Source organism: Propionispora hippei DSM 15287 (assembly GCF_900141835.1).
GTDB classification, from domain to species: Bacteria; Bacillota; Negativicutes; order Propionisporales; family Propionisporaceae; genus Propionispora; species Propionispora hippei.
This window is the reverse complement of record NZ_FQZD01000005.1, coordinates 58,605-81,891: the sequence shown is the minus strand read 5'-3', so window position 1 is coordinate 81,891 and position 23,287 is coordinate 58,605. Positions and strand designations below refer to the sequence as shown.

General features: G+C 49.9%; 22 protein-coding genes. 2 read left to right on the top strand and 20 right to left on the bottom strand.

Annotated elements, in window-relative coordinates; translation table 11 throughout:
- Positions 1-37: 37 nt before the first annotated feature.
- From pth to F3H20_RS02255, 12 genes are all read right to left on the bottom strand, one after another.
- Complete coding sequence (gene pth, locus F3H20_RS02310; RefSeq protein WP_149733363.1) at positions 38-598, bottom strand: aminoacyl-tRNA hydrolase; 561 nt, start codon at positions 596-598, stop codon at positions 38-40.
- Positions 595-1,407 (bottom strand): polysaccharide deacetylase family protein, encoded by an 813-nt coding sequence (locus F3H20_RS02305; RefSeq protein WP_149733362.1) that lies wholly within the window; start codon positions 1,405-1,407, stop codon positions 595-597. The genes pth and F3H20_RS02305 overlap by 4 nt, the downstream gene beginning before the upstream one ends.
- A 5-nt stretch (positions 1,408-1,412) precedes the next feature.
- Positions 1,413-2,048, bottom strand: coding sequence for a GNAT family N-acetyltransferase (locus F3H20_RS02300; RefSeq protein ID WP_223191569.1), 636 nt, complete (start codon positions 2,046-2,048; stop codon positions 1,413-1,415).
- A 111-nt stretch (positions 2,049-2,159) separates the two neighbouring features.
- A complete protein-coding gene (locus F3H20_RS02295; RefSeq protein ID WP_149733361.1) occupies positions 2,160-3,110 on the bottom strand; it encodes a ribose-phosphate diphosphokinase in 951 nt (316 codons plus the stop codon).
- Positions 3,111-3,232: 122 nt separating this feature from the next.
- Entirely contained in the window at positions 3,233-4,597 is a 1,365-nt protein-coding gene (gene glmU / locus F3H20_RS02290; RefSeq protein WP_149733360.1) for a bifunctional UDP-N-acetylglucosamine diphosphorylase/glucosamine-1-phosphate N-acetyltransferase GlmU, read from the bottom strand.
- Positions 4,598-4,882: 285 nt separating this feature from the next.
- Positions 4,883-5,692, bottom strand: a complete 810-nt coding sequence (gene purR / locus F3H20_RS02285; RefSeq protein ID WP_149733359.1) for a pur operon repressor — start codon at positions 5,690-5,692, stop codon at positions 4,883-4,885.
- A 297-nt stretch (positions 5,693-5,989) separates the two neighbouring features.
- On the bottom strand, positions 5,990-6,745 hold the full coding sequence (locus F3H20_RS02280) for a nucleotidyltransferase family protein (RefSeq protein WP_149733358.1): 756 nt from the start codon (positions 6,743-6,745) through the stop codon (positions 5,990-5,992).
- A gap of 38 nt (positions 6,746-6,783) precedes the next feature.
- Positions 6,784-7,476: a GntR family transcriptional regulator gene (locus F3H20_RS02275; protein WP_091743819.1), complete on the bottom strand. Its 693-nt coding sequence runs from the start codon at positions 7,474-7,476 to the stop codon at positions 6,784-6,786.
- A 4-nt stretch (positions 7,477-7,480) separates the two neighbouring features.
- Positions 7,481-8,362, bottom strand: coding sequence for a 4-(cytidine 5'-diphospho)-2-C-methyl-D-erythritol kinase (gene ispE, locus F3H20_RS02270; RefSeq protein ID WP_149733357.1), 882 nt, complete (start codon positions 8,360-8,362; stop codon positions 7,481-7,483).
- A complete protein-coding gene (locus F3H20_RS02265; protein WP_149733356.1) occupies positions 8,356-8,844 on the bottom strand; it encodes a chemotaxis protein CheW in 489 nt (162 codons plus the stop codon). Before F3H20_RS02265 ends, ispE begins: the two co-directional genes overlap by 7 nt.
- 145 nt (positions 8,845-8,989) lie before the next feature.
- Positions 8,990-11,656 (bottom strand): cyanophycin synthetase, encoded by a 2,667-nt coding sequence (gene cphA / locus F3H20_RS02260; RefSeq protein WP_149733355.1) that lies wholly within the window; start codon positions 11,654-11,656, stop codon positions 8,990-8,992.
- Positions 11,657-11,837: 181 nt separating this feature from the next.
- The gene (locus F3H20_RS02255) at positions 11,838-12,650 is read right to left on the bottom strand and encodes a cyanophycinase (RefSeq protein ID WP_149733354.1); all 813 of its coding nucleotides are present in this window, start codon (positions 12,648-12,650) and stop codon (positions 11,838-11,840) included.
- A gap of 648 nt (positions 12,651-13,298) precedes the next feature.
- Between F3H20_RS02255 and F3H20_RS02250 the strand changes: the two genes are divergently transcribed.
- Entirely contained in the window at positions 13,299-13,940 is a 642-nt protein-coding gene (locus F3H20_RS02250) for a L,D-transpeptidase family protein (protein WP_149733353.1), read from the top strand.
- On the opposite strand, the gene F3H20_RS02245 is transcribed toward F3H20_RS02250, so the two are convergent.
- The 6 genes from F3H20_RS02245 to yabG all read right to left on the bottom strand — a co-directional run bounded on the left by F3H20_RS02245 (position 13,902) and on the right by yabG (position 20,564).
- Complete coding sequence (locus tag F3H20_RS02245) at positions 13,902-14,693, bottom strand: HipA family kinase (protein ID WP_149733352.1); 792 nt, start codon at positions 14,691-14,693, stop codon at positions 13,902-13,904. The genes F3H20_RS02250 and F3H20_RS02245 overlap by 39 nt on opposite strands.
- Before the next feature lie 340 nt (positions 14,694-15,033).
- Entirely contained in the window at positions 15,034-15,966 is a 933-nt protein-coding gene (locus tag F3H20_RS02240; protein WP_149733351.1) for an SPOCS domain-containing protein, read from the bottom strand.
- A gap of 40 nt (positions 15,967-16,006) precedes the next feature.
- Positions 16,007-16,777 (bottom strand): DUF3794 domain-containing protein, encoded by a 771-nt coding sequence (locus F3H20_RS02235; RefSeq protein ID WP_223191568.1) that lies wholly within the window; start codon positions 16,775-16,777, stop codon positions 16,007-16,009.
- 542 nt (positions 16,778-17,319) lie between these two features.
- Positions 17,320-18,021, bottom strand: coding sequence for a CAP domain-containing protein (locus F3H20_RS02225; protein ID WP_149733349.1), 702 nt, complete (start codon positions 18,019-18,021; stop codon positions 17,320-17,322).
- Between the two features lie 125 nt (positions 18,022-18,146).
- A complete protein-coding gene (locus F3H20_RS02220) occupies positions 18,147-19,478 on the bottom strand; it encodes a DNA recombination protein RmuC (RefSeq protein WP_149733348.1) in 1,332 nt (443 codons plus the stop codon).
- Between the two features lie 207 nt (positions 19,479-19,685).
- On the bottom strand, positions 19,686-20,564 hold the full coding sequence (yabG, locus tag F3H20_RS02215) for a sporulation peptidase YabG (protein ID WP_149733347.1): 879 nt from the start codon (positions 20,562-20,564) through the stop codon (positions 19,686-19,688).
- 477 nt (positions 20,565-21,041) lie between these two features.
- Between yabG and F3H20_RS02210 the strand changes: the two genes are divergently transcribed.
- Positions 21,042-21,824 (top strand): glycosyltransferase family 2 protein, encoded by a 783-nt coding sequence (locus F3H20_RS02210; protein WP_091743831.1) that lies wholly within the window; start codon positions 21,042-21,044, stop codon positions 21,822-21,824.
- A gap of 38 nt (positions 21,825-21,862) precedes the next feature.
- Here F3H20_RS02210 and rsmA read toward each other — a convergent pair whose 3' ends face one another.
- The gene (gene rsmA, locus F3H20_RS02205) at positions 21,863-22,708 is read right to left on the bottom strand and encodes a 16S rRNA (adenine(1518)-N(6)/adenine(1519)-N(6))-dimethyltransferase RsmA (protein ID WP_149733346.1); all 846 of its coding nucleotides are present in this window, start codon (positions 22,706-22,708) and stop codon (positions 21,863-21,865) included.
- Positions 22,705-23,241, bottom strand: a complete 537-nt coding sequence (gene rnmV, locus F3H20_RS02200) for a ribonuclease M5 (protein ID WP_149733345.1) — start codon at positions 23,239-23,241, stop codon at positions 22,705-22,707. Before rnmV ends, rsmA begins: the two co-directional genes overlap by 4 nt.
- Positions 23,242-23,287: the final 46 nt, after the last annotated feature.

The following is a 23,287-nucleotide window of genomic DNA, read 5'->3' as shown; positions in this document are numbered from 1 at the left end:
CTTTAAGCGTATCGGACTGCTACGGTCCCTGCAGGAACTATTTATTATAACGATTCATCGCCAGGTCCACATCCCGGTCAATGGCACAAACAACCGCTTGGGCCGCCCGTTCCACCGCTTGAACAACAAGCTCGGTTTCTTCAGCGTTGAACCGGCTTAGCACATAATCAACTACCTGCCAGCCGGCCGGCGGTCGCCCGATACCCACCCGAATACGGAAAAAATCCTCTGTCCCCAAATGTTCCAACAGTGAGACCAGCCCCCGGTGCCCGCCGGCGCTGCCTTTCTTTCTGAGCCGCAGTTTTCCGCAGGGAATATCCATATCATCATAAATAACCATAATATCTTCCGGCGCGACCTTGTACCAGCGAGCCAAGGCGCCGACCGCCACACCGCTTAAATTCATGTATGTCATCGGTTTTACCAGCAAAACCGGCTCTTTGGCCTCACGGTATTCCGCTACCAGAGCCTCGTGCCGGTTTCGCCAGTTATCAATTTTCCAAAGTCTTGCCAATTCGTCAACCACCATAAACCCGACATTATGCCGGGTTGCTTGGTATTCTTGTCCCGGGTTTCCCAACCCCGCAATAATTTTCAATGTTTGTTCTCCCCCATAGCAAGCAATTCGCCAACCGTGACAAACCGGTAGCCCCGACCCTTCAGTTCCTGAATAATCCGCCGCGTCGCCTCGATGGTTTGGGCCCTTGAAACATCACCGGCTCCGTCGTGCAGCAAAATGATCGAGCCGCTTTTCACCTGCTGCACCGTACGCCGCACGATGATAGCCACTCCCGGATTGGTCCAGTCCCGGCTGGCTACCGACCATTCCACCGGCACCATTCCCCTGTTCCGGATGATACCGAGTACAGCAGCATCGCGAAAGCCATGAGGCGGCCGGATGAGGACAGGTTTACTCCCGGTTATGGCTGCGATAACTTCATTGGTTTTATCAATCTCTGCCTCCACCGCTTTCCGGTCAAGCTTTAGCAAATCCAAATGATTGTAGGTATGGTTGCCGATCTGATGTCCTTCCGCCGCGATACGGCTGACCAGTTCCGGCGCTTCGGCCACGTGGCGGCCTATCAGAAAAAAAGTGGCATGCACGCCGTTATCGCGTAAAATATCCAAAAGCTGCCCCGTATAAGACGGATTGGGCCCATCGTCAAACGTCAGAGCCACCACCTTATCCAGGGTATTCTGCTCCGAAAAAACAGCCCCATAAAACTGACTGTCCGGCAGCACGGCATTCAGTACCAGGATAACTCCCGCGACAATGCAGATGACGGCAAGGCCCAGACCCAGACGCGCCGGGCGACGCAAAACCTGAAAATAATCGACAACCAGACAGGTCAACACTATCACAGTCAGAAATCCTAGCATACTGATCAGCCGCACTTGTATCTCCATCCCTGTCAGCCTTCCATTTCTTTTAGCATGATAAGCCATTCACCCTGCGAATCACGTGTCACACCGGCGGGTACAAACCCCCATCTTTGATACACCTGCAAGGCAGGATGGTTATCCGGCCTTACCTCCAGGCGAACCCTGTCGACCCGGCAGGCGGCAAAATAGTTCATGGCTGCCGCCATGAGACCGCCGGCGATGCCTTGTCCCCGCCAGCTTTCACTGACGGCAATGGACAGAATGCGGGCATTGACTTGCCGCTGCGGCTGCAGGGAAGACTGAAGGAACGAAGCTTTATTGAAAAAGACTGTCTTTAATGGCCGCAAACCAAGCCCGTAACGACCGGTAACCCAGCGATAGAACCATAAAAAAATGTAGCCGCCGGTCACTGCCTCAATCCACAGCCGGGGCAAACAGGCGGGAGCAAAGCAATATCCTACGACCTGCCGGCCGGCAGCTTCCGCCACAAAGGCGGCTTCCGGCTCCACCTTGTAGACAAGCCGGAAGATATCTTCCATAGCCTGCGGCCGTGGCAGTGAGCTGCCGCAATAATGCCGGACGCTTTCGCCAAAGCACTCGGTAAACAAAGCTGCCATTGCCGCTACATCCGATAAAGCGGCCTGCCTGATGGTAACGGCTGGCACAATTCATCATCCTCCAAATATCATTCATTATATCATATTACACTATAAGGGCGCGATATCGCGCCCTTATAGTGTATGCAGGTGATGAAAATTAAACCATCCGCCGTTTAATTAGTTAAACAGAATGCTTACCGGAACTTCGTTGTGGATGTTGGTGATAACGCCGCTTAACAGTTTGGCAACCGACAATACTTTAATTTTAGGCGAGCATTTTTCCGGGGAAAGGGGAATGGTATTGGTTACGATCAGCTCTTTGATGTTTGATTTTTCAATGCGTTCCACCGCCGGAGCGCTAAGCACCGGATGAGTGCAGCAGGCATAAACCTCCCTGGCGCCCAATCTTCCCAAGGCCTTGGCGCCTTCTACCAACGAACCGGCTGTGTCAACCATGTCATCGGCAATAATCGCCGTTTTGCCTTCCACACTGCCAATGGTATTCATAACTTCCGCTACGCCTGGTGCGGGGCGTCGCTTTTCAATGATGGCAATGGGGGCGCCCAATCGGTCGGCCAGTTGTCTGGCCCGCGTCACACCGCCGAGATCCGGCGATACCACAACAATATCCTCCAGATTCTTGGAAGTAATATATTCCGCCAAAATAGGCACACCAGGCATATGGTCCACCGGAATATCAAAAAAGCCCTGAATTTGTCCGGCATGAAGATCCATCGTAATGACCCGGCTTACCCCGGCAATTGTCAGCAGATTGGCGATCAACTTAGCCGAGATCGGTTCACGTCCCCGAGTCTTGCGGTCCTGCCTTGCATAAGCATAATAGGGAATGATTGCCGTTACATGCCGGGCTGATGCGCGTCTGAACGCATCTACCATGATCAATAATTCCATAATATGCTCATTCGCCGGATAACTGGTTGGCTGCACTACGAAAATTTCCTTGCCCCGTACGCTTTCATCAATAATTACCTGGGTTTCACCATTATTAAACTGCCCAACGAAAGCTTTTCCCAAAGGGATTCCCAAATAATCGGCAATTTCCTGCGCCAATTCCGGATTGGCATTACCGGTAAAGAGACATAATCGATCCTTGTTTTTCAGCACCATGTTAATACATTACCTCCATACCTGTTGACACACGCCTGTATTCCCGTCAGATCAGACTTATGCCAACAGTTTTATAAAATTTATTTATAAGTACCCGCAAGAGCGTTCCTGCTGCCAAAAGTTTATTTTCTCTTGTTCGCCCATTCCTCAATATTGGATTGACGAGCTCTGGCTACACCCAGCGCTGCCGGCGGCACATCCTTCGTGATAGTCGAACCGGCGGCCACAAACGCTCCCTCGCCTACCGTTACAGGGGCTACCAAATTAGTATTGCACCCGATAAAAGCATTGTCTTCGATCGTAGTCCGGTATTTCTTTTTTCCGTCGTAATTTACGGTGATGGTACCGGAACCAATGTTTACTTTAGAGCCCATATCCGTATCCCCGATATAGCTCAAATGAGGAATCTTGCTGTTCTCCCCTACTTTGGAATTCTTCACTTCCACAAAATTGCCCACCTTGACGCCACGGCTCAAATGGGTATTCGGTCTTAGATGAACATAAGGGCCTGCCGTAACATCAGAGTCCACTACGCAATCATGGGCATATACAAAATGCAGGGTTACCCGGTCACCGATTTGGCTGTTCTGGATGCGCGTATTAGGTCCGATCGTACAGCCACTCCCAATTACCGTGTTTCCCTCCAGCCAGCTAAACGGATAAATGACTGTGTCAGGAGCGATAGAAACACTTTCGTCAATAAAAGTGCTGGCCTGGTCCATGATGGTCACACCATTTTCCATTAAAGCCTGCAATTTGCGCTGGCGCATAAATTTCTCTGCTTCCGCCAGTTGAACGCGGGAGTTAATTCCCATCGTCTCCTCAAAGCAGGGTGCCGTTACAGCGCCGACCCTCTTATTTTCCCGGGCTAAAATACCCAGCACATCGGTCAGATAATATTCACCCTGTGCGTTGGTACAGGTAATCTGGCTAAGTGCCGCAAAAAGCTCCCGGCTGTCGAAACAATAAATTCCTGTATTAATTTCGTGCACAGCGAGTTCTTCCACCGAAGCATCCTTCTGCTCCACGATGCCGCGAACCTGACCGGCAGCATCACGAATAACCCGACCATAGCCGGAAGGATCAGGCATATTCGCCGTCAATACAGTGGCCGCAGCCCGGGCCGCACAATGCTCCGCATACAGTTTGGCCAACAGTTCTCCTCTTAATAAAGGAGTGTCGCCGCAAAGCACCATGACAGTACCCGCAAATTTCTCCAGCAAATCTTTTGCCTGCATGACCGCATGCCCTGTCCCCAGTTGTTCCGCCTGAAGGACAAATTGAGCCTGCCCCGCCAGTGCTGCGGTTACTGCTTCCGAACCGAATCCGACCACAATGATATTCTGGCACGCTCCGGCAAAATTGGCGGCATCCAACACATGCTGCACCATGGGTTTGCCTCCCACAGGGTGCAGTACTTTAGGTATAGACGATTTCATTCTCGTGCCCTTACCTGCTGCTAGGATCACCGTTACCAATTCTGACATTACTTCAACTCCCCCTGTTACTCTTTATCAATCCCAAAACTCAAACCTTATTTAGGTTCTACATGATCAGTCAGATTCCTGCAAATTACTACAATTTCTAGAAAGAAGAATCAAACCGGCCTTAGAACCTGTATTCAACCATTAGAAAATCCTGTATCGACGGCGACTTTCCCTCCATACTTCGTTACATTTTCTTGCCATAACCCCATTATGCCTGCGAAAATGTGCCTAGTCTGGCGAAAAAATCACTCGTCGCTCCAGCATTTCCATGATTGAATACAGGTCCTACAAAGCCGGTCGGATATCCACGATTTTTCGCTGTTGATCAACCTCATGCAGGATAAGCAGTGCCAAATAATCCTCAACCAGTTTTACCTGTGGCTGGGCCGTACCGACCAGCACGCCGGTGCCGACGATTTCCACATCCACCTCATGAGCCAGGTCATACATGCCCCGCACGGTACCACCGGCTTTCATAAAGTCATCAATAACCAGAACCCGCGCCCCGGGCGGAATTGCCCGGCGTGGCAGGGACATGGATTGAATTCGCTTGCCCGAGCCGGTTACGTAGTTGATACTGACGGACGGCCCTTCGGTCACCTTGCTGCCCTGACGGACGATGACCAAAGGGAGATTAAAGGCCCGCGCCGTCATAAATGCCAGCGGAATGCCCTTTGTCTCCACTGTCATAATATAATCGGGCGATAAATGTGAAAACCGGGAGAAAAAGATTTCCCCCACCTGCACCATAAGGTCTGGTGTGAAGAGAATATCGGCCATATATAAAAAACCGCCCGGAATAATCCGCTCCGGCGAGGCCAGTTTTTCTGCCAGTTCATGCAAGAAAGCGCAAGTTCCGTCCTGCGATTTTAGCGGCAGGAAACGCACTCCGCCGGCCGCACCGGAAACCGTTTCCAGCGATCCCATGGCAAATTGCTCCATCGCCTGCCGGATCGTAACGATGTCTTCACTTAACGTCGATTTAGCGGCGCCAAACAATTCACAGAAATGATTAAGTGAAAATAAATGGCCCGGCCGCTCCGTCAAAAATTTGGTCAACGCAATCATACGTTCCGTTCTCCGTACTTTAGTCATCCTTTTCCTCCACTGTCAGGAAATCCCGAACAATATTCCTTCCAATAACTTTTTTATTCAGATTCTCTGTTTACCTGACAATTCCTGCTAGAAAACCACTGATTTTATTTTATTCACCCTCCACATAGCAGCAAAGCTTTTCAGCCGGCCACGTCAAAAAAGCGGCGGGAAAACTTATCATTTATTCTTTTGCTTTTCGCACCGACCTATACATCGCCATTGTCCACGCAAGTTCTCCGGTATGGGTTACCATTTTTGCCGCTTATAGAATAAACGCGCCAATACAGCGCGTTTATTCTATAAGCGGGCTATTTCATTACGTACCATTTCCAGATCGCTTAATTTATCCACATCCATGCCGATTTCGGCATAGGACGAAGCAACCACCTGCCCGGTGATTCCCAGCAGTTCCGACAACCGGCCGGTTATATCGGCCAGACTTAACCGGCCCAACAAAAATTTGACAATAAAAGACCAGCCCAGTAAACGGCACAAGTTTAAAGGCTTTTTCCGCTGTGCCACTACTTGGGCGGCAAAATCCCGACAGGATTCCACAATGGCCGGCTTGACCAAAAACACATTGCCGCCGGTAAATATCCCTTCCTTCAAGCGGACATAAGTACGTTTGACTGTCGTAAAGCGTCGTCTGACAATATCCTGTGACACAATCGGATAATAGACGTCGGCCTCACTGCCGGCACATTGCCGAAGAAAATCCGTCAACGCTTCACCGGAAATTAGGGGAATATCCGCCGTCACCACCAACACCTTGTTTTGATGTCCTAAGGCCCGCATTCCCGCCACAACAGTATCCATCATGGATTTGCCTGACGGTAAAAGCACCGGCTCTCCCGGCAGTACACAGCCAGCCAGTTCAGCCAGCGGACCGGCAACAAAAACCCGGTTCACCAAAGGACTTGCCGCCAGTGTATTGACCACATACCAAACCATGGGTTTGCCCTCAATCTCGATCAACGCCTCATAAGTTGCCGCCGAGACCTGACGCAATGCTTTGTTGTTTTCACCGCCAGCCAAAACGATTGCATCAACCATGCCCCAAGCCTCCCGCCTGTCCATATCCGGCACGTTTGTCAATCATTGGACTGATTTCTGCGTTCGTTAAGATCATTTAACAGAGTCTGCTCCGCGTTTTCCATATGTTCAACCGCTCTCTGCTGGGCAAGCTCCGGATCACGCTGAGCGATGGCTTCCACCAGACGGCTGTGTTCTTCCAGCGTGTTTTTGAGCCGTCCCGGATAAGACATGGACATCGAACGAAAACGGGTCAGTTGTTCTCTTAAGTTATTGATAATGCCAACCAGACGGTCGTTGCGACTGGCCCGATATAAAATATCATGGAATAGGCTATCGGCTTCGACAATCTTATCCATGTCACCGTTATCAATATATTCGCCGATCTGCACCAGCAGACGCTCCATCTGTTCCAGTTCCTCCTCGGTAATCCGTTCGGCAGCCAGTCCGGCGGCCAGTACATCCAGAGAGGTTCTGACTTCGTATACTTCATTAATATCCTTGATGGAAAGATCCGCCACATAAGTGCCGCGCCGCGGGACCATGATGACAAACCCCTCCAGTTCCAGTTTGCGAATGGCTTCCCGCACAGGCGTCCGGCTTACGCCAAGCTCCTCTGCCAGTTGAATTTCCATCAGCCTCTCGCCTGGTTTTAAAATTCCACTTACAATGGCATTCCTCAGTGTTTCACATACAACTTCCCGCAAAGGCTGGTAACTATCCAGCCTGATTGGCAGTAATCGCCGTTCCATCTTCTCACTCCACCCTTGCCAGTGTTTTAGCCACCCTAATATCGACTTTATCTTTAAATTGGCTACTCAGCCTGTCAGCAACATAATTAGCCTGTTCTTGATCAGGCGTAAGGCCGAACACGGTTGGCCCGCTGCCCGACATCAAGCTGTTCATTACCCCGTAGCGCTTCATGCTTTGCTTTAGTTCATCAATCAAAGGATACTCGGTTACGGTAACACTTTCCAGCACATTACACAAGCGCTGTGTAACAGCCGGCAGATCCTGCCGTTCCAGACCGGCAATAACCCCTTGAGTATCCGGATGTACTATCTGTTCCGCACTTCGATACCGCCCGTAGACCTGGGCGGTTGATACACAAATTCCCGGTTTGGCCAACACAACGTAGCAGCAGGGCATTGCCGGCAATGGAGTCAGTATCTCGCCCCGGCCGGTGGCCAGCATAGTACCGCCCCGCAGGCAAAAAGGAATATCCGACCCCAAGGAGGCTCCCAATGCTTCCAGCTCCGCTTGGGTTAACCCCAATTGCCACAACTGGTTCATCCCTTTCAGTACAGCCGCCGCGTTGGAGCTGCCGCCGGCCAGACCGGCCGCCAAAGGAATCTGTTTATCCAGGACGATATGTACTCCTTCAGTGATGTGACAGCTTTCCCTGACCAGACGGGCTGCCCGATAGGCCAGATTGCTGTCGTCACAAGCAAGAGCGGGAATATTAGCCTCAACGGTAATATCCCCGTTCTGTTTTTTCAGTGATACCGTATCGTGCAGGTCTATCGCCTGCATGATCATCGACACTTCATGATAGCCGTCCGCACGCTTATGCAAAACATCCAAAGTAATATTGATTTTAGCATATGCCTCTACCTGCAACGATTCAACACTCAACATTCCCGATTGAATTCCTTTAACTCAATTTCTTCCTGACTGCTTAATACCGCATTAATATTTAAAAGAATCAAGAGACGGCCGTCCACTTTTCCCACACCGTGAATATACTGGGCATCAAGGACAAAGGATGGCGGCGGCGGCTCAATCTGTCCCTGCTCCAGTCTGACAACTTCATTAACGGCATCCACAATGACACCGATGGTCTGGCCGTTTACTTCGACAATAATAATCCGGGTATTATCGGTGTGCTCCGTCACTTCCAGCTGAAACCGCTTGCGCAGGTCAATAACGGGAATGATGCGGCCCCTCAAGTTGATAATCCCCTCCATAAAGGGCGGCGTCTGTGGCAGTTTAGTAATGGGAACCAAACGATTGATTTCCTGTACCCTGGTAATCGGCAGCCCATATTCTTCCCGCGCCAGACGGAATACAACCAGCTGCAGTTCATGCAAGTCTTTTATATTCTCTACGCTGTCATTCATTTAGCAGATACCTCCAGATGCGGATTTGGAAGTACTATATTCGACATAAAATAGGAGTATGCCTGCCATTAGGTTAATTTTTTTTGGAAAATATAAGCTTTGCCGGCCTTACAAAGCAGTCAAATTATCTGTGAGGATAGCTCTTCTACTTCATATCCACAGCCAGCAGGCCGCCATAGGAAATTGCCGGTTCCTTCCCCTCCCGCGAAACCAGTGAGGCTTCATAGGTTTGCCGGAATTCTTCCAGCGTTTGCATAACCAGCTCGTAACTTTCAAAAAATACGACAATCAAATCGCCGGGTTGTGCCTGCTGCAGGGCTGTTTTCACCGCTTCCGCCTCGGAGGGGATGATGCGGATATAGTCAGGCTTCAAGCCTGACTCCAGTATACCCTGACGAAGCAGTTCGGCCGTTTCTCCCTTTTTCCGTCCCCGCAGATCGGCATCTTCCTTAATATAAATATAATCAAAGCCCCTGCCGGCAATCCATCCGATTTTTCGAGTGGTTTCGTCCCTCCGGTCGCCCGGCGCGGCAATAACCCCGACCAGCCGCCTGGCATTTAACCGCCGCAGCGTCTGAATAACAGCCTGATACCCGGCCGGATTATGGCCGTAATCGACACAAATCCGCAGATCGCCAATAGTCTCTAATTTGAGCCTGCCGGGATTTTGCGCAAATTCGGCCAGCCCCTGCCGGATATAGGAGACCGGAATTCTCATACAATAGCAAGCAGCCGCAGCAATTACGGCATTTTGCAAATTGTGCACAGCCATGCCACCCAGGGCGGCGGGAATATCCGCCACGGCGATAACCGGTCTGGCCAAATCGCCGCAAGCCGTATAAATAATACCATCTTTTACAAAAAACGCCTTGCCGCCTGCTCCCAGGTGCCGCCGTACCACAACATTGTTGGGTTCTACGCTGAAATAGACTATTTCGCCGCCGGTCCGGTGAGCCAAGCCAGTCACGACCGGATCATCAGCATTTAGCAGGGAGAATCCATCGTCTTTGACCGTTTCAACAACCAAGGATTTGATAAACGCCAAATCCTCCAGAGATTCAATACCGTCCTGTCCCAGGTGATCTTCCGTTATGTTGGTTATAATTCCCACATCGCATTTATCGAAAGCCAGGCCGCCGCGAACAATACCGCCTCTGGCCGTTTCCAACACGGCAACCTCTACGGCAGGGTCGGCCAGCACCATGCCGGCGCTGCGCGGCCCGCTGGTATCGCCGGGCAGGATGCATTCTTCATCAATATATATGCCTTCCGTAGTTGTCATGCCCACATGGTAACCGGCCTTTCGCCAGATACTGCCGATCATCCGGGTCACTGTGGTCTTGCCGTTTGTACCGGTAACCGCCACAATCGGAATCCGTCCGTTATTACCGTCCGGGAAAAGGCTTTCAACTATTCGCTGAGCTACATTTCTCGCCTTACCGGCCGACGGATAATGGTGCATGCGAATACCGGGCGCCGCATTGACTTCAATGACCGCCCCATACCCCTCCCGGATCGGTTCGGCAATGCTTTCGGCAACCACATCAATGCCGGCTACATCCAAACCAATCAACCGGGCCACCCGTTCCACCATCTTGACATTATCGGGATGCACGATATCCGTCACATCCACTGCCGTGCCACCGGTACTCAGGTTGGCATTCTCCCGGATCCGGACAAGCTGTCTTTCAGCCGGCACAGAGGCCAAGGTAAGCTGTTGACGGGCCAACACATCAACAGCGGTTGCATCAATTTTTATTTTTGTCAACCGTTTTTCATGACCGTTGCCGCGATCGGCATCGGCATTGATCAGATCGACAAGCTCCTGCACCGTATGCTGCCCGTCTCCCAGTACATAGGCCGGTATCCGTTCGGCCGCGGCAACCAGCTTGCCGCCCACCACACATAGCCGGTATTCATGGCCGCACACATATTCCTCAATCAGCACACTGTGATTATAATCATAGGCAAGCTGAAAAGCACGCTCGATTTCAGCCGGTTGGCGGGCATTGATGGTTACGCCCTTTCCCTGATTACCGGCCAGCGGCTTCACTACTACCGGGCCATCAATCCGCTGCCGGGCCGCGAGGGCTTCCGCTACAGTTGTAACCACAATACCGTCAGGAACCGGAATTCCGCACTGGGCCAGCACCTGCTTAGTCACATATTTGTCACAGGCCAGATCGGAAGCCAGCGCGCTGGTCTGGTCGGTAAGCGTGGCCCATGCCCGGCGCCGGCGGCAGCCATAACCTAAAAACAGCAGACTGCCTTCGCCCATTCGGGTTACCGGGATATCTTTTTTGCGCGCTTCTTCGTACAAGGCCGCCGTACTTGGCCCGAAACCGCCTTCATCACCGGCTTCCCGGATACGTTGCAGCGCAGTGGCGATGTCAAAGGGCCGGCCGGCTATCACTGCCCGCAATAGTTCTACGGCTACCGCCAGCGCCTGCCGCGCCAGCGCTTCAATTTCATAACGAAAAACGACATCATATACACCCCGCACTCCACTGCCGCGAGTCTTGCCAAAATTGACCTCCGAACCGGCCATACATTGCAGTTCCAGTACGACATGCTCCAAGATATGGGCTAAATAAGTGCCCTCGTACAGACGTTCCACAAACCCGCCCTGTCTGCCGCGGGAACAATAATGGTTTTTCAAACCCGGCAGCACCTGTAACAAGCCTTCATTAAATCCGGCAATTTCTGCGCTGGAAATATCTTCATATTTTCCAATATCCAACTTTACCTTGATGACCGGTTGATAACTGTATAGGTTCGGGCCCTCAATGGTACGTACAGAAATAATGTGCATGAAAGAATCTCCTTCCAGGATATGTGGACGATCTGAGCTGCCCAGATTTTTAAGCGGACTTTTTACCAGACAAGGCACGAAGAGCGCAAATACTGAATGTATTTAACCGACGAGCAACGAAGTATGGCAGACAATCTCCCAAAAGCCGGACAGTGAACGGTCGTAGTTACATATCCTACATTCAAGTACGGCAAATAAACGGCAGCCGCCGCTTCAGGTTAAACCCGAAACCTGATGGCAGAATATGCAATGTTACATTGGTAATCGCCAGGGGATCATGGCGCTTGGATTCCGATATATTGGAATGAACAATATTTTTCCCGTCAACAATCGTTACCGTCTGTGAACCGGTTACCTCGCAGCGTCCATCGGGCGATACCACGATCGCCGTATCCTCGTCGATACCGATACCCAAAACATTGGGATTCTGCGATACGGCAGCCAGCAGACGATTAATTCTTCCCCGTTGGGCAAAATGCTGATCAATCACCACTCCATTGAGCAGGCTCATGCCATGGGCCATACTTAAGCTTGACTTTTTCGGTGTATCGCTGGAGTCACCGCCGACAATCATAGTATCACTCATAACCGAAGCGCCGGCGCTTGTTCCGGCAATCACAGCACCTTTAACAAACCCCGACCGGATAGCCGCTTCTATTTTCGAACCGCCAAGAATACTGGTTAACCGCAGTTGATCGCCACCAGTAAAAAAAATGCCGGTGGCATTTTCAATCTCCTGAATCTGCTGTAAGTCGTTGGCGGCCTCACGATCTTTAATATACAAAACCCCAACCGAAGAAGCGCCAATCGCGCTGAACAACGCTTTATACTCATCGCCAACCTCCTGCGGATATTCCGTAGCAGTCGTAATAACAGCTATTCTCGCGTCACAACCGCCGGACAGTTCAATGAACTTCTGCAAAACCTGGCAATCCCCCTGTTTGTCCTCACCGCCGCCAATGATCAATAATTGTCCGGATGCTTTATCGTGCATGAAAACCTCCTGAAGCATCAATATAGCTTTATTTTTGCCATAACCAATCCTTTTTTATACAAAAACCCGGAGAAAACATACTAGGGAACTCCTGATTTAAATAAGCCTGCCAGCCTGGCGAGAAGTTTTTCGGCTGACATGGAAGTAAAACTGCAGAAATAGCGGTTCTTTTTCATGATTTTTCTGACGCAACCAAACGGGAAAGGCTCCGCCAGGCTGCGTGATGTGGATAAATCAGGGTTCCCTAGTACCGAGGCAGCCTTAATGGCGGGGTAGAATTTTATCAGACAAGACAAAGCTAAAGACATACTGCCAGCACGCCGACTGACAACAGCGATGAGTTATAAAATTTTGACTATCAGCAATTTCTGCGTTCAAGATTACTGGAGCACTAGCCCCGGTAAATTCATATAATGGTCTAGTACTCCCTCAACTATGAAAGTGCAGCTTCTTCATGTGTTCTTTTCCGCAAGGGTTCGTTGTCTTCAACCGGCCTATATTTCATCGGCGCACCCCTCGCCTTGACTTACGGGAAACTCCCTGCAAATTCAATCTACACTTTCATAGCCGGTGGAGTACTGCAACAATATCCGGCAGGAGCAGGCCGCTTATGCAGCCTGTCCATCCGGTATCAAGGAGGTTTATCTGGTGAATATCCATTTCCTTTACCCTGCCTGCCGTCTGTCCTTATTACCAACCCTCAGCCAGTTGGATTACTGCCATCCTCTAATTGCCCAGCTTCAGGAAAAGCTGGCTGCCCGCGGTCTCTACACCGGTACTCCGGACGGCGTATACAATCTGCTGACCCAGGAAGCGGTAGCCCAGTTCCAACAGGAAGAAAACCTGCCGGCCACCGGCCTGCTAAACCCGCTCACCTTCAGCCGCTTATGGGCCGCCCGGCATCTGACACTAGCCCCTGCCAGTCAGCCACAGCAGCGTGCTCAGTTAGCCCTGCCCCGCGCCAATATTCTCATTGCCAAACAACGTCGTCAGCTTACCCTGTTTGACGGCAATACGCCGCTGAGGAACTATCCGGTAGCTATCGGCAAACCAGCTACCCCCACGCCGCTCGGCAATTACACGATCATCCTAAAACACATGAATCCCGGCGGCATACTGGGTACCCGTTGGCTAGGGCTGAGCCTTGATTCTTATGGCATTCACGGCACTACCAAACCCTGGCTTATTGGGCAAATGGTCTCCAACGGCTGTATCCGCATGCATAATGCCCACGTGGAAGAGGTTTTTACCTTAGTGAGGGTGGGCACCCCTGTGTACATCCGGGATTAAAGCGCAGATAGAGTCTGCAATCTTCTCGACCAATTCCTGCCGCCTGTATAAAAATTGCAGCAAGGAAGCCCGCTCTTCCGGCAGCGGCAGCCATTCTTGCGGAATACCGTCAACCATCTGTTGCCACTCTTCCGGCCGTATGGCCTGAATCAATGCCACGTACTTGCTAAAATGCTCCCGCCGAAGATAATACTTAAGCAACACGCCATAGGCACGATGCTTGTTTACCGTTATTTTATCGCTTAACTCCGTCAGAGTAGCTGATCTCCATTTTCCTTTACTAAATAAATGGGAATTATCAATGGCATATAGTTGATAGCCTGCCTCGTCATGGCATACCAGCAAATTTTTTCGGTTCCAGGTACGGTCAAAGTTATGGAACATGTGGTCGAATAAAATAACCCCCGCCATATCCGCCGTATTTAAGGCTCTCTTTATATTGCTTCTGTTAACATATCTGTTTTTTCTTATATATCGGCTGGCAAAATGCAATCCGGCAGGCACGGCTGCAGCTCTTAGCAGCTTATTGCCCCGGATTATTTTTTCTTCCAGACGAATAATGTCACTGGGCGGAAAACATAGCTTCAACACCTGACCAAGCTGAGCGCCCAACCATTCATTCACCAAAACCTTTACTCCCAGGCGATTGTTCTGCAGCTTTACCACATATACCTGATTATCATCGGCCCGGAATAATTGCGGCGCCGTTACACCCAAACCGACCGGTCCAAGATATTTAGCCCCAAGCAGCATCTGAGTTTCCTCCCTTCCGTTCAGGCATCTGTTTTAACTATATGATGAGAAGGCCAATTCATGCCAAAATCCCAAAAGGTTCGCTGTACTTGCAAACCGTTAAACCTTAGTGGTCCGTCTGCTTTGAAAGCGTAAAAGAATCGGCAGGAATTTTTCGCAAAGCGAGGTGGTAGCGCACCACCGGACAAAGGCAGGCCGCTGGCAGCGATGCTTTGCGGAAAACTAGCCTTGAAGCCATTACGAGACAGATTAGACAGACCACCAGGGACAATAAAAAAACAAACACCACCGATCCGCCCGGAATCGCCATGGTGTTTGCTCTTATTATCTTTGCCGGCTGTTATACGCTAAGCAGCCAACTGGCAATCCAGCCAATGGTGGTATTATCGGCCAAAAGCACCCGGTACCAGCCAAAAGCCTGTTCTTTAATGGTAACCGTATCGCCCTTTTTAACTTTTGTGACAATCGGGAAATTGGTTCCCGGACCGCTTCGCACGTGTACAACGCTTCCAGTTACAGTAGCCGTACCGCTGACAGTCGGTTGTGTGCCAACCGACGGCGTCACGCCGGTAACATATACATTCTGATCATTGTAGCCGGAATAATGGGAAGCTGAAACGAAATCATCGGAAAAGGTACTGGCCGCTGTCGAATCATTTGAGGAGCCAGAGGCTGTAGAAACCTCGACCTGCCCCATTTCGTCAATCGGTGTAACCGCGAGAACTTCCATATCGGTGGTACTGACCACCCTGGCCCAGAATTTAAGTACAATCGTAATATGCACTTTCCGCGGCGTGTGGCAGCAAAAGTCATAATCCACATATTCAACCTGTACGTCTGCCTTGGCCGTCATATCCGGCATAGCGCCGGGAATGGAAATATCCCGCGTAAACCGCACATGCCGACGTTCAAACGCGTGGACCGGCTGATCAGGAAGATCGGCCACATACATGACTTTCACTTCCAGGTCACCGCGGATAATTACTTTGTCAGGAATGATTGTTACATTATTAATTTCCAGGTCTTTCACATATACATCCACGACTTGCTCAATATCCGGTTTTTCCGCCGGGACAAACATATCAAATTCAACAACGCGCTGATCCATTTCGGCGCCCAGCACTTGTTCTACTTGTATCGTCTCAGGTCCGATTTCGGGGCAGCCGCATATTGCCTGAGCGCTTTCCGCCGTTCCTGTTCCGGTTACCGATACTACAGTGTTCGAAGTAGCTCCTGTCGAACCACCCGAAGCACGTTCTAAGTCGTCAGCCATTTTTCCCCCCCCTTTTTTATTGATATACCTCTGTTGATCATTATCCTTTAGGCGAGGTAGGCATGGTAGTCACACCAAGCTGAACTTCGCGGTCGGTCATGACCTTGGCGGTAATTTTTAGTACGACGGAAACATCGAATTCGCGGCAATTATGATGATGATGATGGTGTCCGCAGTGGCCGTGATGGTCATGGGAATCACAGGTATCGGTGCAGGTATCATCCGTATCGCAAGTATCAGTAGTGTCATCCGTATCGCAAGTGTCTTCCGTATCCTCGGTATCGCAGGTGTCCGGTGTATCATCTGTATCGCAGGTATCTTCCGTATCATCGCAATCATGTTCCCAATGTTTATGCTTGTAGGCACGGGTCCATTCATCCATATCGTAATCAACAAATTCCACTACCACACTGGCATCGGCGTCCATTCCCTTGCGAACCCCCGACATTGCCAGGTCCTGAGTCCATCTGTAATGCCTGATTTCCACCGCATGGACCGGATGATTAGGTAAATCAGCCACGTAAATGGCCTTTACCTCAAACTCACCGCGAACAATGACCTTATCCGTAATGACATCAACATAATTGATTTCCACATTTTTAACAAATACATCAACAATCTGCTCGATGGACGGTTTTTGTTCCGGAACGACTACGTGAATATCCAGAACCTTTTGTTCCTCTGATTCGGCAATGACCTGACGCACGATAATCGTCTGCGGTCCGGTCTGTGTACCGAGCGTGCATTGATTGTAATTATACATCCCTTTCGAGGATGCGCTTACCGTTTGGCGGAGATCTTTATCGTCCACATATATTCCCCCCTTTGAATGTTCTATTTATATATATGCCTACGAAAATTTTTATGTGACAAAAATTTGGCAAGATGCCTTACAACCGGGAATTAAATATCAATCCAAGAGAATAGACATAACACTTTAACTCTTTTTGTCATAGTATGTAAAAGAAGCCCTTAAAAAAAGGGCTGATCAAATATGAACGGAGGTTATAAAAAAATGTATGTAAAAGGCAACTATTATCCTAAATATGATTGCGACTACATGAAAGAATGTCACCACCATATGAAGGATGACTGTTACAAAGACGATTGCCAGGAACACCAACAGGTTTGCTGTGATATTCCCCCCCTACCCAAACCGGAAAAAGAATGTGTAAAAACCTTTAAATGCGTCTACCGGCTATATAAAGTATGTCACTATCGAGTATTCAAGATTTGCCCTGTCTGCAGTCATGAATTTGACGTCGTCCTGCATCATGGCAGATGCCCGAAGTGTATGGGATAACAAAATGTCCTGCGATCACTCGCAGGACATTTTATCTTCTACCGGCTCTATTAAGGTTTAATGAACTCTTGCACCACATACACGGAGCCTTTGGCATCATGACGAACGCCCAAGCCTACTTGTGTGTAATTCTGATTTAAAATGTTAGCCCGGTGACCGGAACTGTTCATGAAGGCCGTCTCAGCGGCTGCCACATCAGTATTGATCGCCAGATTTTCGCCGGCATAGGTATAACCGATGCCGGCCGCTTTCATGCGGTCAAACGGCGACTGGCCTTCCGGGTTGTAATGAGAGAAGAAATTGCGGTTAATCATATCCTGCGCATAAGCATCTCCCAGGTTAGCAAGAGCACTGTTAAAAGCCAGCGCAGGCAAACCGTTCTTAGCCCGGTCAGCATTTAACAGACTTAATGCCTGCTGGACTTCGCTGCTGCTCCCCTTGGTCGAGGTGTTCGTCGTCGTTGTCTTTGAGCTTTGTCCGGAAGTTCCGGTTACTCCGGTCGAACTGCTGGCAGCCGAAGATTTATCACTATGTCCGCCATGGTTGGCTAAAATAGCGATTAGTCCAACAGCAAGAATTCCGCCAAGGACATCCTTATTTTTCGTATCCTGTTTCTGCACTACTGCGGTGGTACCTTCCGCTGCTTCGGCAGCCAGGGCGCTGGATGCAAAAGCACCGCCTATCGATGTCGAAAGTAAAGATACCGTAACGAAACCAAATAACAGCATGCTAGTTAGCTTTTTTGATCGCATTAGACAATCTACCTTTCTGTGTTGTTTTATCTTACATAAGATATTAACTTTTTTGGTTACAGAATAGATATATTCGCCCAAATACGACAAAATCCTGCAAAATAAGACTGTAAATGTTTACATAACTAATAAAGCTCCGTCTCTGACCCATTTACCTCCAGTAACTGCCTGGCCTGCTCCGGCGGCAATTCTTCCACCGCTTTCAGCTTCCGTTCAATCGTCCGGGATTTACGGGCAGCCGTATCAATAGAATTGCTGGCTTCCTGCAGCTTTTTATGGGTTTTTTCCAGCAAATCACCAAATTTGCCGAACTCGCTCTTAACCGCTCCCAGCAAGGCCCATACTTCTGAGCTGCGTTTTTCAATCGCCAAGGTCCGAAAGCCCATCTGCAGACTGTTTAGCAAGGCAGCCAGCGTGGTCGGGCCGGTAATAATCACCTTATGGCGTTGCATAAGCTGGTCGCAAAGCCCCGGTCGCCGCAGTACCTCGGCATACAACCCTTCAATGGGAAGAAACAGGATAGCAAAATCGGTGGTATGGGGCACGCACAAATACTTCTCGTTGATTCCCCTTGCTTCCAGTTTAATCCGGCTTTCCAACGCTTTGCCCGCTTCCTCGGCAGCCGGCAAATCAGCCGCTTCCTGAGCCTCTAGGAGGCGCTGATAGTCTTCCTGGGGAAACTTCGCGTCAATCGGCAGCCAAACCGTGCTTCCCGCCTGATCCCGCCCCGGCAGGCGGATAGCAAATTCAACCCGCTCATTGCTGCCTGGTTTGGTCGCCACATTCCGTTCATACTGCTCGATAGTCAAAATTTGCTCCAACAAATTGGCCAGTTGGATTTCACCCCAAATCCCCCTTGTCTTAACATTCGTAAGCACTCGCTTTAGATCGCCGACCCCGCTGGCCAGCACCTGCATTTCACCCAGCCCCTTATGTACCAGTTCGAGCCGTTCACTTACCAGGCGGAAGCTTTCCCCCAGCCGGCGCTCTAAGGTTTCATGCAGTTTTTCATCCACCGTCCGGCGCATCTCTTCCAGTTTTCGGCTATTATCCTGCTGCAGCGCCTGCAGCTTCTGTTCTACTGTATCCCGCAGATGTTCCAGCTTGCTCTCATTGGTCCGGGTAAGGATCTGTAACTGCGCCGTATACGCTTCACCCTGCTGCAACTGCGTCTGCCGCTGCTCGTTCAGTCTCCGCAGGATTGATTCGTTCATCTGGCTCAGCGCCTGAGCGACTTCCTGACGCAGCAAGGCCGCCTGGCCGGTCATTTCCTCCCGGTTGCGCCTGATTTCATCTTTAAAGATCAGTTCCGTCCGGGTATTTCCCTTCTCTAAACTGGCAAAAGCATTCATAATATCCTGCTTTTTTATACCGCCCTGTTGTTTACTTATCAGCAATAAAACAATAAGGCCCATAAGATTAATTCCGATGGAAATAAATAATGCGATTTCTGTCACGTCAGATTCCCTCCTGCAACACTTTCCTTCCTATAATAAGATTAGACATAATTACAGCAAAATCCTATCCTTCCCTCAATGAAGTATGGTACAAAAAGCACGTCACTGGATATTCCGCTAGTTTGAAAAAACACGCCCGAAAGCTGTCCTCCCGAAAGATAGTAAAAAAACCGCTGATTTTCATAGCGGTTTTTCCCTTTAGCAAATTCATTTATAGGGAGTCTTAGGCAATCCCAGCCTGAACTTTCCCCGGGTTTCCAAACCGCCGACCCCCTCAATGCCTGTTACCGAAGCGCTAATGGCTGCGCCAACGTCAACTGTCTTATTAATGGGGGTAAAGGCTACTTTCTCCGCGATAAACACCGGATCATAGGCGTGGATGAAAATACGGGTTGGCGAACTGGCAAAATTCGCTCCGGCGTTTAAGATGGCCTCAAAATAGGATTGGCAAGCCCCGGCAAAAATAACTAAGTCATCACGGGCCGGCTCAAAAATCCGGGCTTTCTTTACTGCTTCCACATAATAACGGGAATTACGGTAATTATTCATATCTTTAAAATTTTTTTTACCATTGCCAATTAACGCGTCATGACCGGTCAACACCAGAATATCGGGACGGAATTCATCAATAAGCGCAATCACCACATCAGCCTGTTTTGATTCTTCGATACATCTTCCCACAGCTTCAATGTTCAACTGATTATAGGTTTTCAGGCACATTCTTAAATATTCCTCATCACCGTCAATGTGCAGAACCCGTCCCGGCAGATCAAAAAAATCGTATTTCTTGGATGACTCCGAACGGTTCAACTCCAATAGTTCCCTCTCCTGGCTGCGGCGCATCATCACTCTTTTGAGGCTTTCGTTATGCATTCCTTCCATTCGGACGATTTCATTACGAAGGTTCTCCGCGTCCACTCTTTCCAGGTCATCAATCGGCGCATCGGCCAGCAGCCGCAGATGCATGCCTTTAAGTACCGTGTAACTATGGCCGCAGGCATCGTGATATATATCAGTAACTTTAAATACTATATCGCCACCATGTGATTTGCGTATGACCAAATCACCTATCTCTATATTAGCCATGCCAGACCCCTCCGTCTTATGTTGCTCTTTACTACATACTATGTAGAATTGAAAGCGTTGGTCACCACGCCGCCCCCCTCGTTTTGTCACAGTCAACCGCCTTGAGGCAAATCCTCTGGCCCTCTGGCCGCATTCCGGTTACCTAGCGGCCTGTAAACCCTAATTTTATAATGTTCTTACAAGATCTTTTCCGCCCTGCCTTGTTGTCGTCGGCTTACATATTCCCGATATGTAAGCCTCCTCCGCCTCGCAAGGACAAAAGATCTCTCACAATTCATCCTATCGCCTTAAAGTTTACAGACCACTCGCCCGGTATTTTTTCTTACTCCGAAAAATCAGCCTGTGTCATTTAGCCTATCGCTTCAATATACTATACCGATGAAACCGGTTGTGACCACTTTCATGATTTGTCTTTTACTATTCCTGGCCTCTGTCGGTCACAATGCACCGCACTCCACTTTCACGAGGTGATGGCGCATGATTACTATGGTAGTTCCGGCGCGTAATGAAGCTGGCCGCATAACTACCGTACTGCAAAACGTAGCTACCCTGCCGGTCGACCACATCATCCTGGTTGCCAACGGTTCCCACGACGCTACCTTGCAAGAAGTACTGCAGCTTAGAATTCCCAAGCTGCAAATTATCTACTTTCACGAATGTCTTGGCATTGACATTCCCCGCTCGATTGGCGCAAAGGTTGCCCTGGCTCTGGGCAGTGACGTTGTCGTATTCGTTGACGGCGATATGGTGGGAACGTTTAACGACAATCTCATAGAACTTATTGACGGAGTGTTGTTAAAGCACCTGGATATCGCGTTAACCAACTGTTATCCGTCGCCGCCCCGCCACATCGAACGCTATAATCCGACCTTTCAGTGGCGGCTTACCCTGAATAAAGAATTAGGACTGGAAAAAAAAATCAACCTGGCTACCCCGGCCCATGGCCCGCACGCCGTCTCCAAACGGCTGCTGGAACTTATTCCACTTAGGGAACTGGCCATTCCACCGGTCCCCATGGCCCTGGCCCGATTGCACAAATTAAAAATTGATGTGGCAACCACCATCCCCCATTACCAGCTTGGTTCGTCTATCAAAAACCAGATTCACACCCATAAAATTATCGATACCATTGTCGGCGACTGTCTTGAGGCTATTGCAGCTTTCCATAGCGAACCCCGGACCCGGCAAAACCAGACTAAGATTTTTCAGGGCTATAACAGTGAACGCCGTTTTGATCTCTTGGATTCTTTTCTGAAATAATAAAAGATCTGACCGTTTCTCTTCGGTCAGATCTTTTGTTACTTACTCCAGTAATTTGTAATGGCCGCAAATTCTTCCAGGCTCAGGGTTTCGCCCCGCCTTGCTCCGTCAATGCCTGCCGCCAGCAAAGCCTCTTTGATTTCTTCCGGTGGGCGCCCCGTTGTTTTTAAAGCGTTAAACAAGGTTTTCCGGCGTTGCGAAAAGGCAGCCTTAACAATTTGGAAAAACAACTTTTCGCTCTGTACCGTCACCGGCGGCTGAGTACGGACGGTACAACGAATGACAGCCGATTCCACAGCCGGAGCCGGCACAAACGAGCGTGGCGGGACGATAAACATGATTTCCGGCTCGGTGTAATATTGTACCGCCACCGACAGCGCTCCATAATCTTTGGTTCCCGGCAAGGCAACCATCCGCCGGGCCACTTCTTTTTGCACCATCGTCACCAACAGTTCCACAGGCAGGCGCTGCTCCAAAAGGCCCATGATAATCGGCGTCGTAATATAGTAAGGAAGATTAGCCACAACCTTATACGAATCGGTCCCCATTTCCTGGGAAATGTTGACCCGCAAAATATCGCCATGTACGACGCGCACATTCTCATAACCTTCCAGCGTCTTGGCTAACACGGTTACTAGCTGCCGGTCAATTTCCACCGCAGTCACCTGCGCACCGCTACGGACCAGGCCCTGCGTCAGCGTGCCAATACCCGGTCCAATTTCCAGCACAGCATCGCCGGTCTGAATATTTGCCGCCTGAACGATAGCCTGTACCACCTGTTCATCAATCAGAAAGTTCTGTCCCAGTTTCTTGCTCATATGAATGCCAAAGGTCTTCAAGATATGTAAGGTCACGTCCCGGTTGGCAATGGTTGGCTCAATCATTTTGTTATCTCCTCTATCACATTCCTAAAATCAGCACGGGTAACACCGTAATGGTTTAAGCGGTATAAAAAACTTTTGCCATTGGCATAGCCGATACCCAGCCGGTTCCCGATAACAGCGCGTCGCTCGGCGGCATTGGCCGTTCCGGTCAAACCGTTTTCCAGCATATCCTGCCAGGAAAACTCTTCCTGCGGCTGCCACTCATGGCATTTTACTTTGCTAAGTGCCGACCGGATGGCCTCGGCCGAAGCCTGCTCAATTCCGATATCACCGTTGGCCGTGGCGTCGATGCGGGCTACAAAAGCATGTTTGGCCTCCGGGAAGCGCTTGCTTAAAAACTTGCGGATCCGTTCCCCGGCGCTGTCAGGATCGGTAAGAATGATAATGCCCCGTTTTGTATAAGCTTGTTCAATTTTTTGCAAAACATGCGGCGGCATACTAAAACCGCCTGTGGAAATGCATTCAGCATCTACAGCCCGGCGGACGGCCTGTATATCCTGTTTACCTTCCACGACAATGATTTCTTTGATCAAGGTTACGCTCTCTCCTACTCTGCGGTGTAACCACCCTGTTAAATTT

Coding starts and splice junctions, on each gene's coding strand:
- F3H20_RS02305 (WP_149733362.1), bottom strand. CDS start 1,407: ATGGAGATACAAGTGCGGCTGATCAGTATGCTAGGATTTCTGACTGTG.
- F3H20_RS02295 (WP_149733361.1), bottom strand. CDS start 3,110: ATGGTGCTGAAAAACAAGGATCGATTATGTCTCTTTACCGGTAATGCC.
- glmU (WP_149733360.1), bottom strand. CDS start 4,597: ATGTCAGAATTGGTAACGGTGATCCTAGCAGCAGGTAAGGGCACGAGA.
- purR (WP_149733359.1), bottom strand. CDS start 5,692: ATGACTAAAGTACGGAGAACGGAACGTATGATTGCGTTGACCAAATTT.
- F3H20_RS02280 (WP_149733358.1), bottom strand. CDS start 6,745: ATGGTTGATGCAATCGTTTTGGCTGGCGGTGAAAACAACAAAGCATTG.
- F3H20_RS02275 (WP_091743819.1), bottom strand. CDS start 7,476: ATGGAACGGCGATTACTGCCAATCAGGCTGGATAGTTACCAGCCTTTG.
- ispE (WP_149733357.1), bottom strand. CDS start 8,362: ATGTTGAGTGTTGAATCGTTGCAGGTAGAGGCATATGCTAAAATCAAT.
- F3H20_RS02265 (WP_149733356.1), bottom strand. CDS start 8,844: ATGAATGACAGCGTAGAGAATATAAAAGACTTGCATGAACTGCAGCTG.
- cphA (WP_149733355.1), bottom strand. CDS start 11,656: ATGCACATTATTTCTGTACGTACCATTGAGGGCCCGAACCTATACAGT.
- F3H20_RS02255 (WP_149733354.1), bottom strand. CDS start 12,650: ATGCACGATAAAGCATCCGGACAATTATTGATCATTGGCGGCGGTGAG.
- F3H20_RS02245 (WP_149733352.1), bottom strand. CDS start 14,693: ATGCTGCTTGGGGCTAAATATCTTGGACCGGTCGGTTTGGGTGTAACG.
- F3H20_RS02240 (WP_149733351.1), bottom strand. CDS start 15,966: ATGGCTGACGACTTAGAACGTGCTTCGGGTGGTTCGACAGGAGCTACT.
- F3H20_RS02225 (WP_149733349.1), bottom strand. CDS start 18,021: ATGCGATCAAAAAAGCTAACTAGCATGCTGTTATTTGGTTTCGTTACG.
- yabG (WP_149733347.1), bottom strand. CDS start 20,564: ATGGCTAATATAGAGATAGGTGATTTGGTCATACGCAAATCACATGGT.
- F3H20_RS02210 (WP_091743831.1), top strand. CDS start 21,042: ATGATTACTATGGTAGTTCCGGCGCGTAATGAAGCTGGCCGCATAACT.
- rsmA (WP_149733346.1), bottom strand. CDS start 22,708: ATGATTGAGCCAACCATTGCCAACCGGGACGTGACCTTACATATCTTG.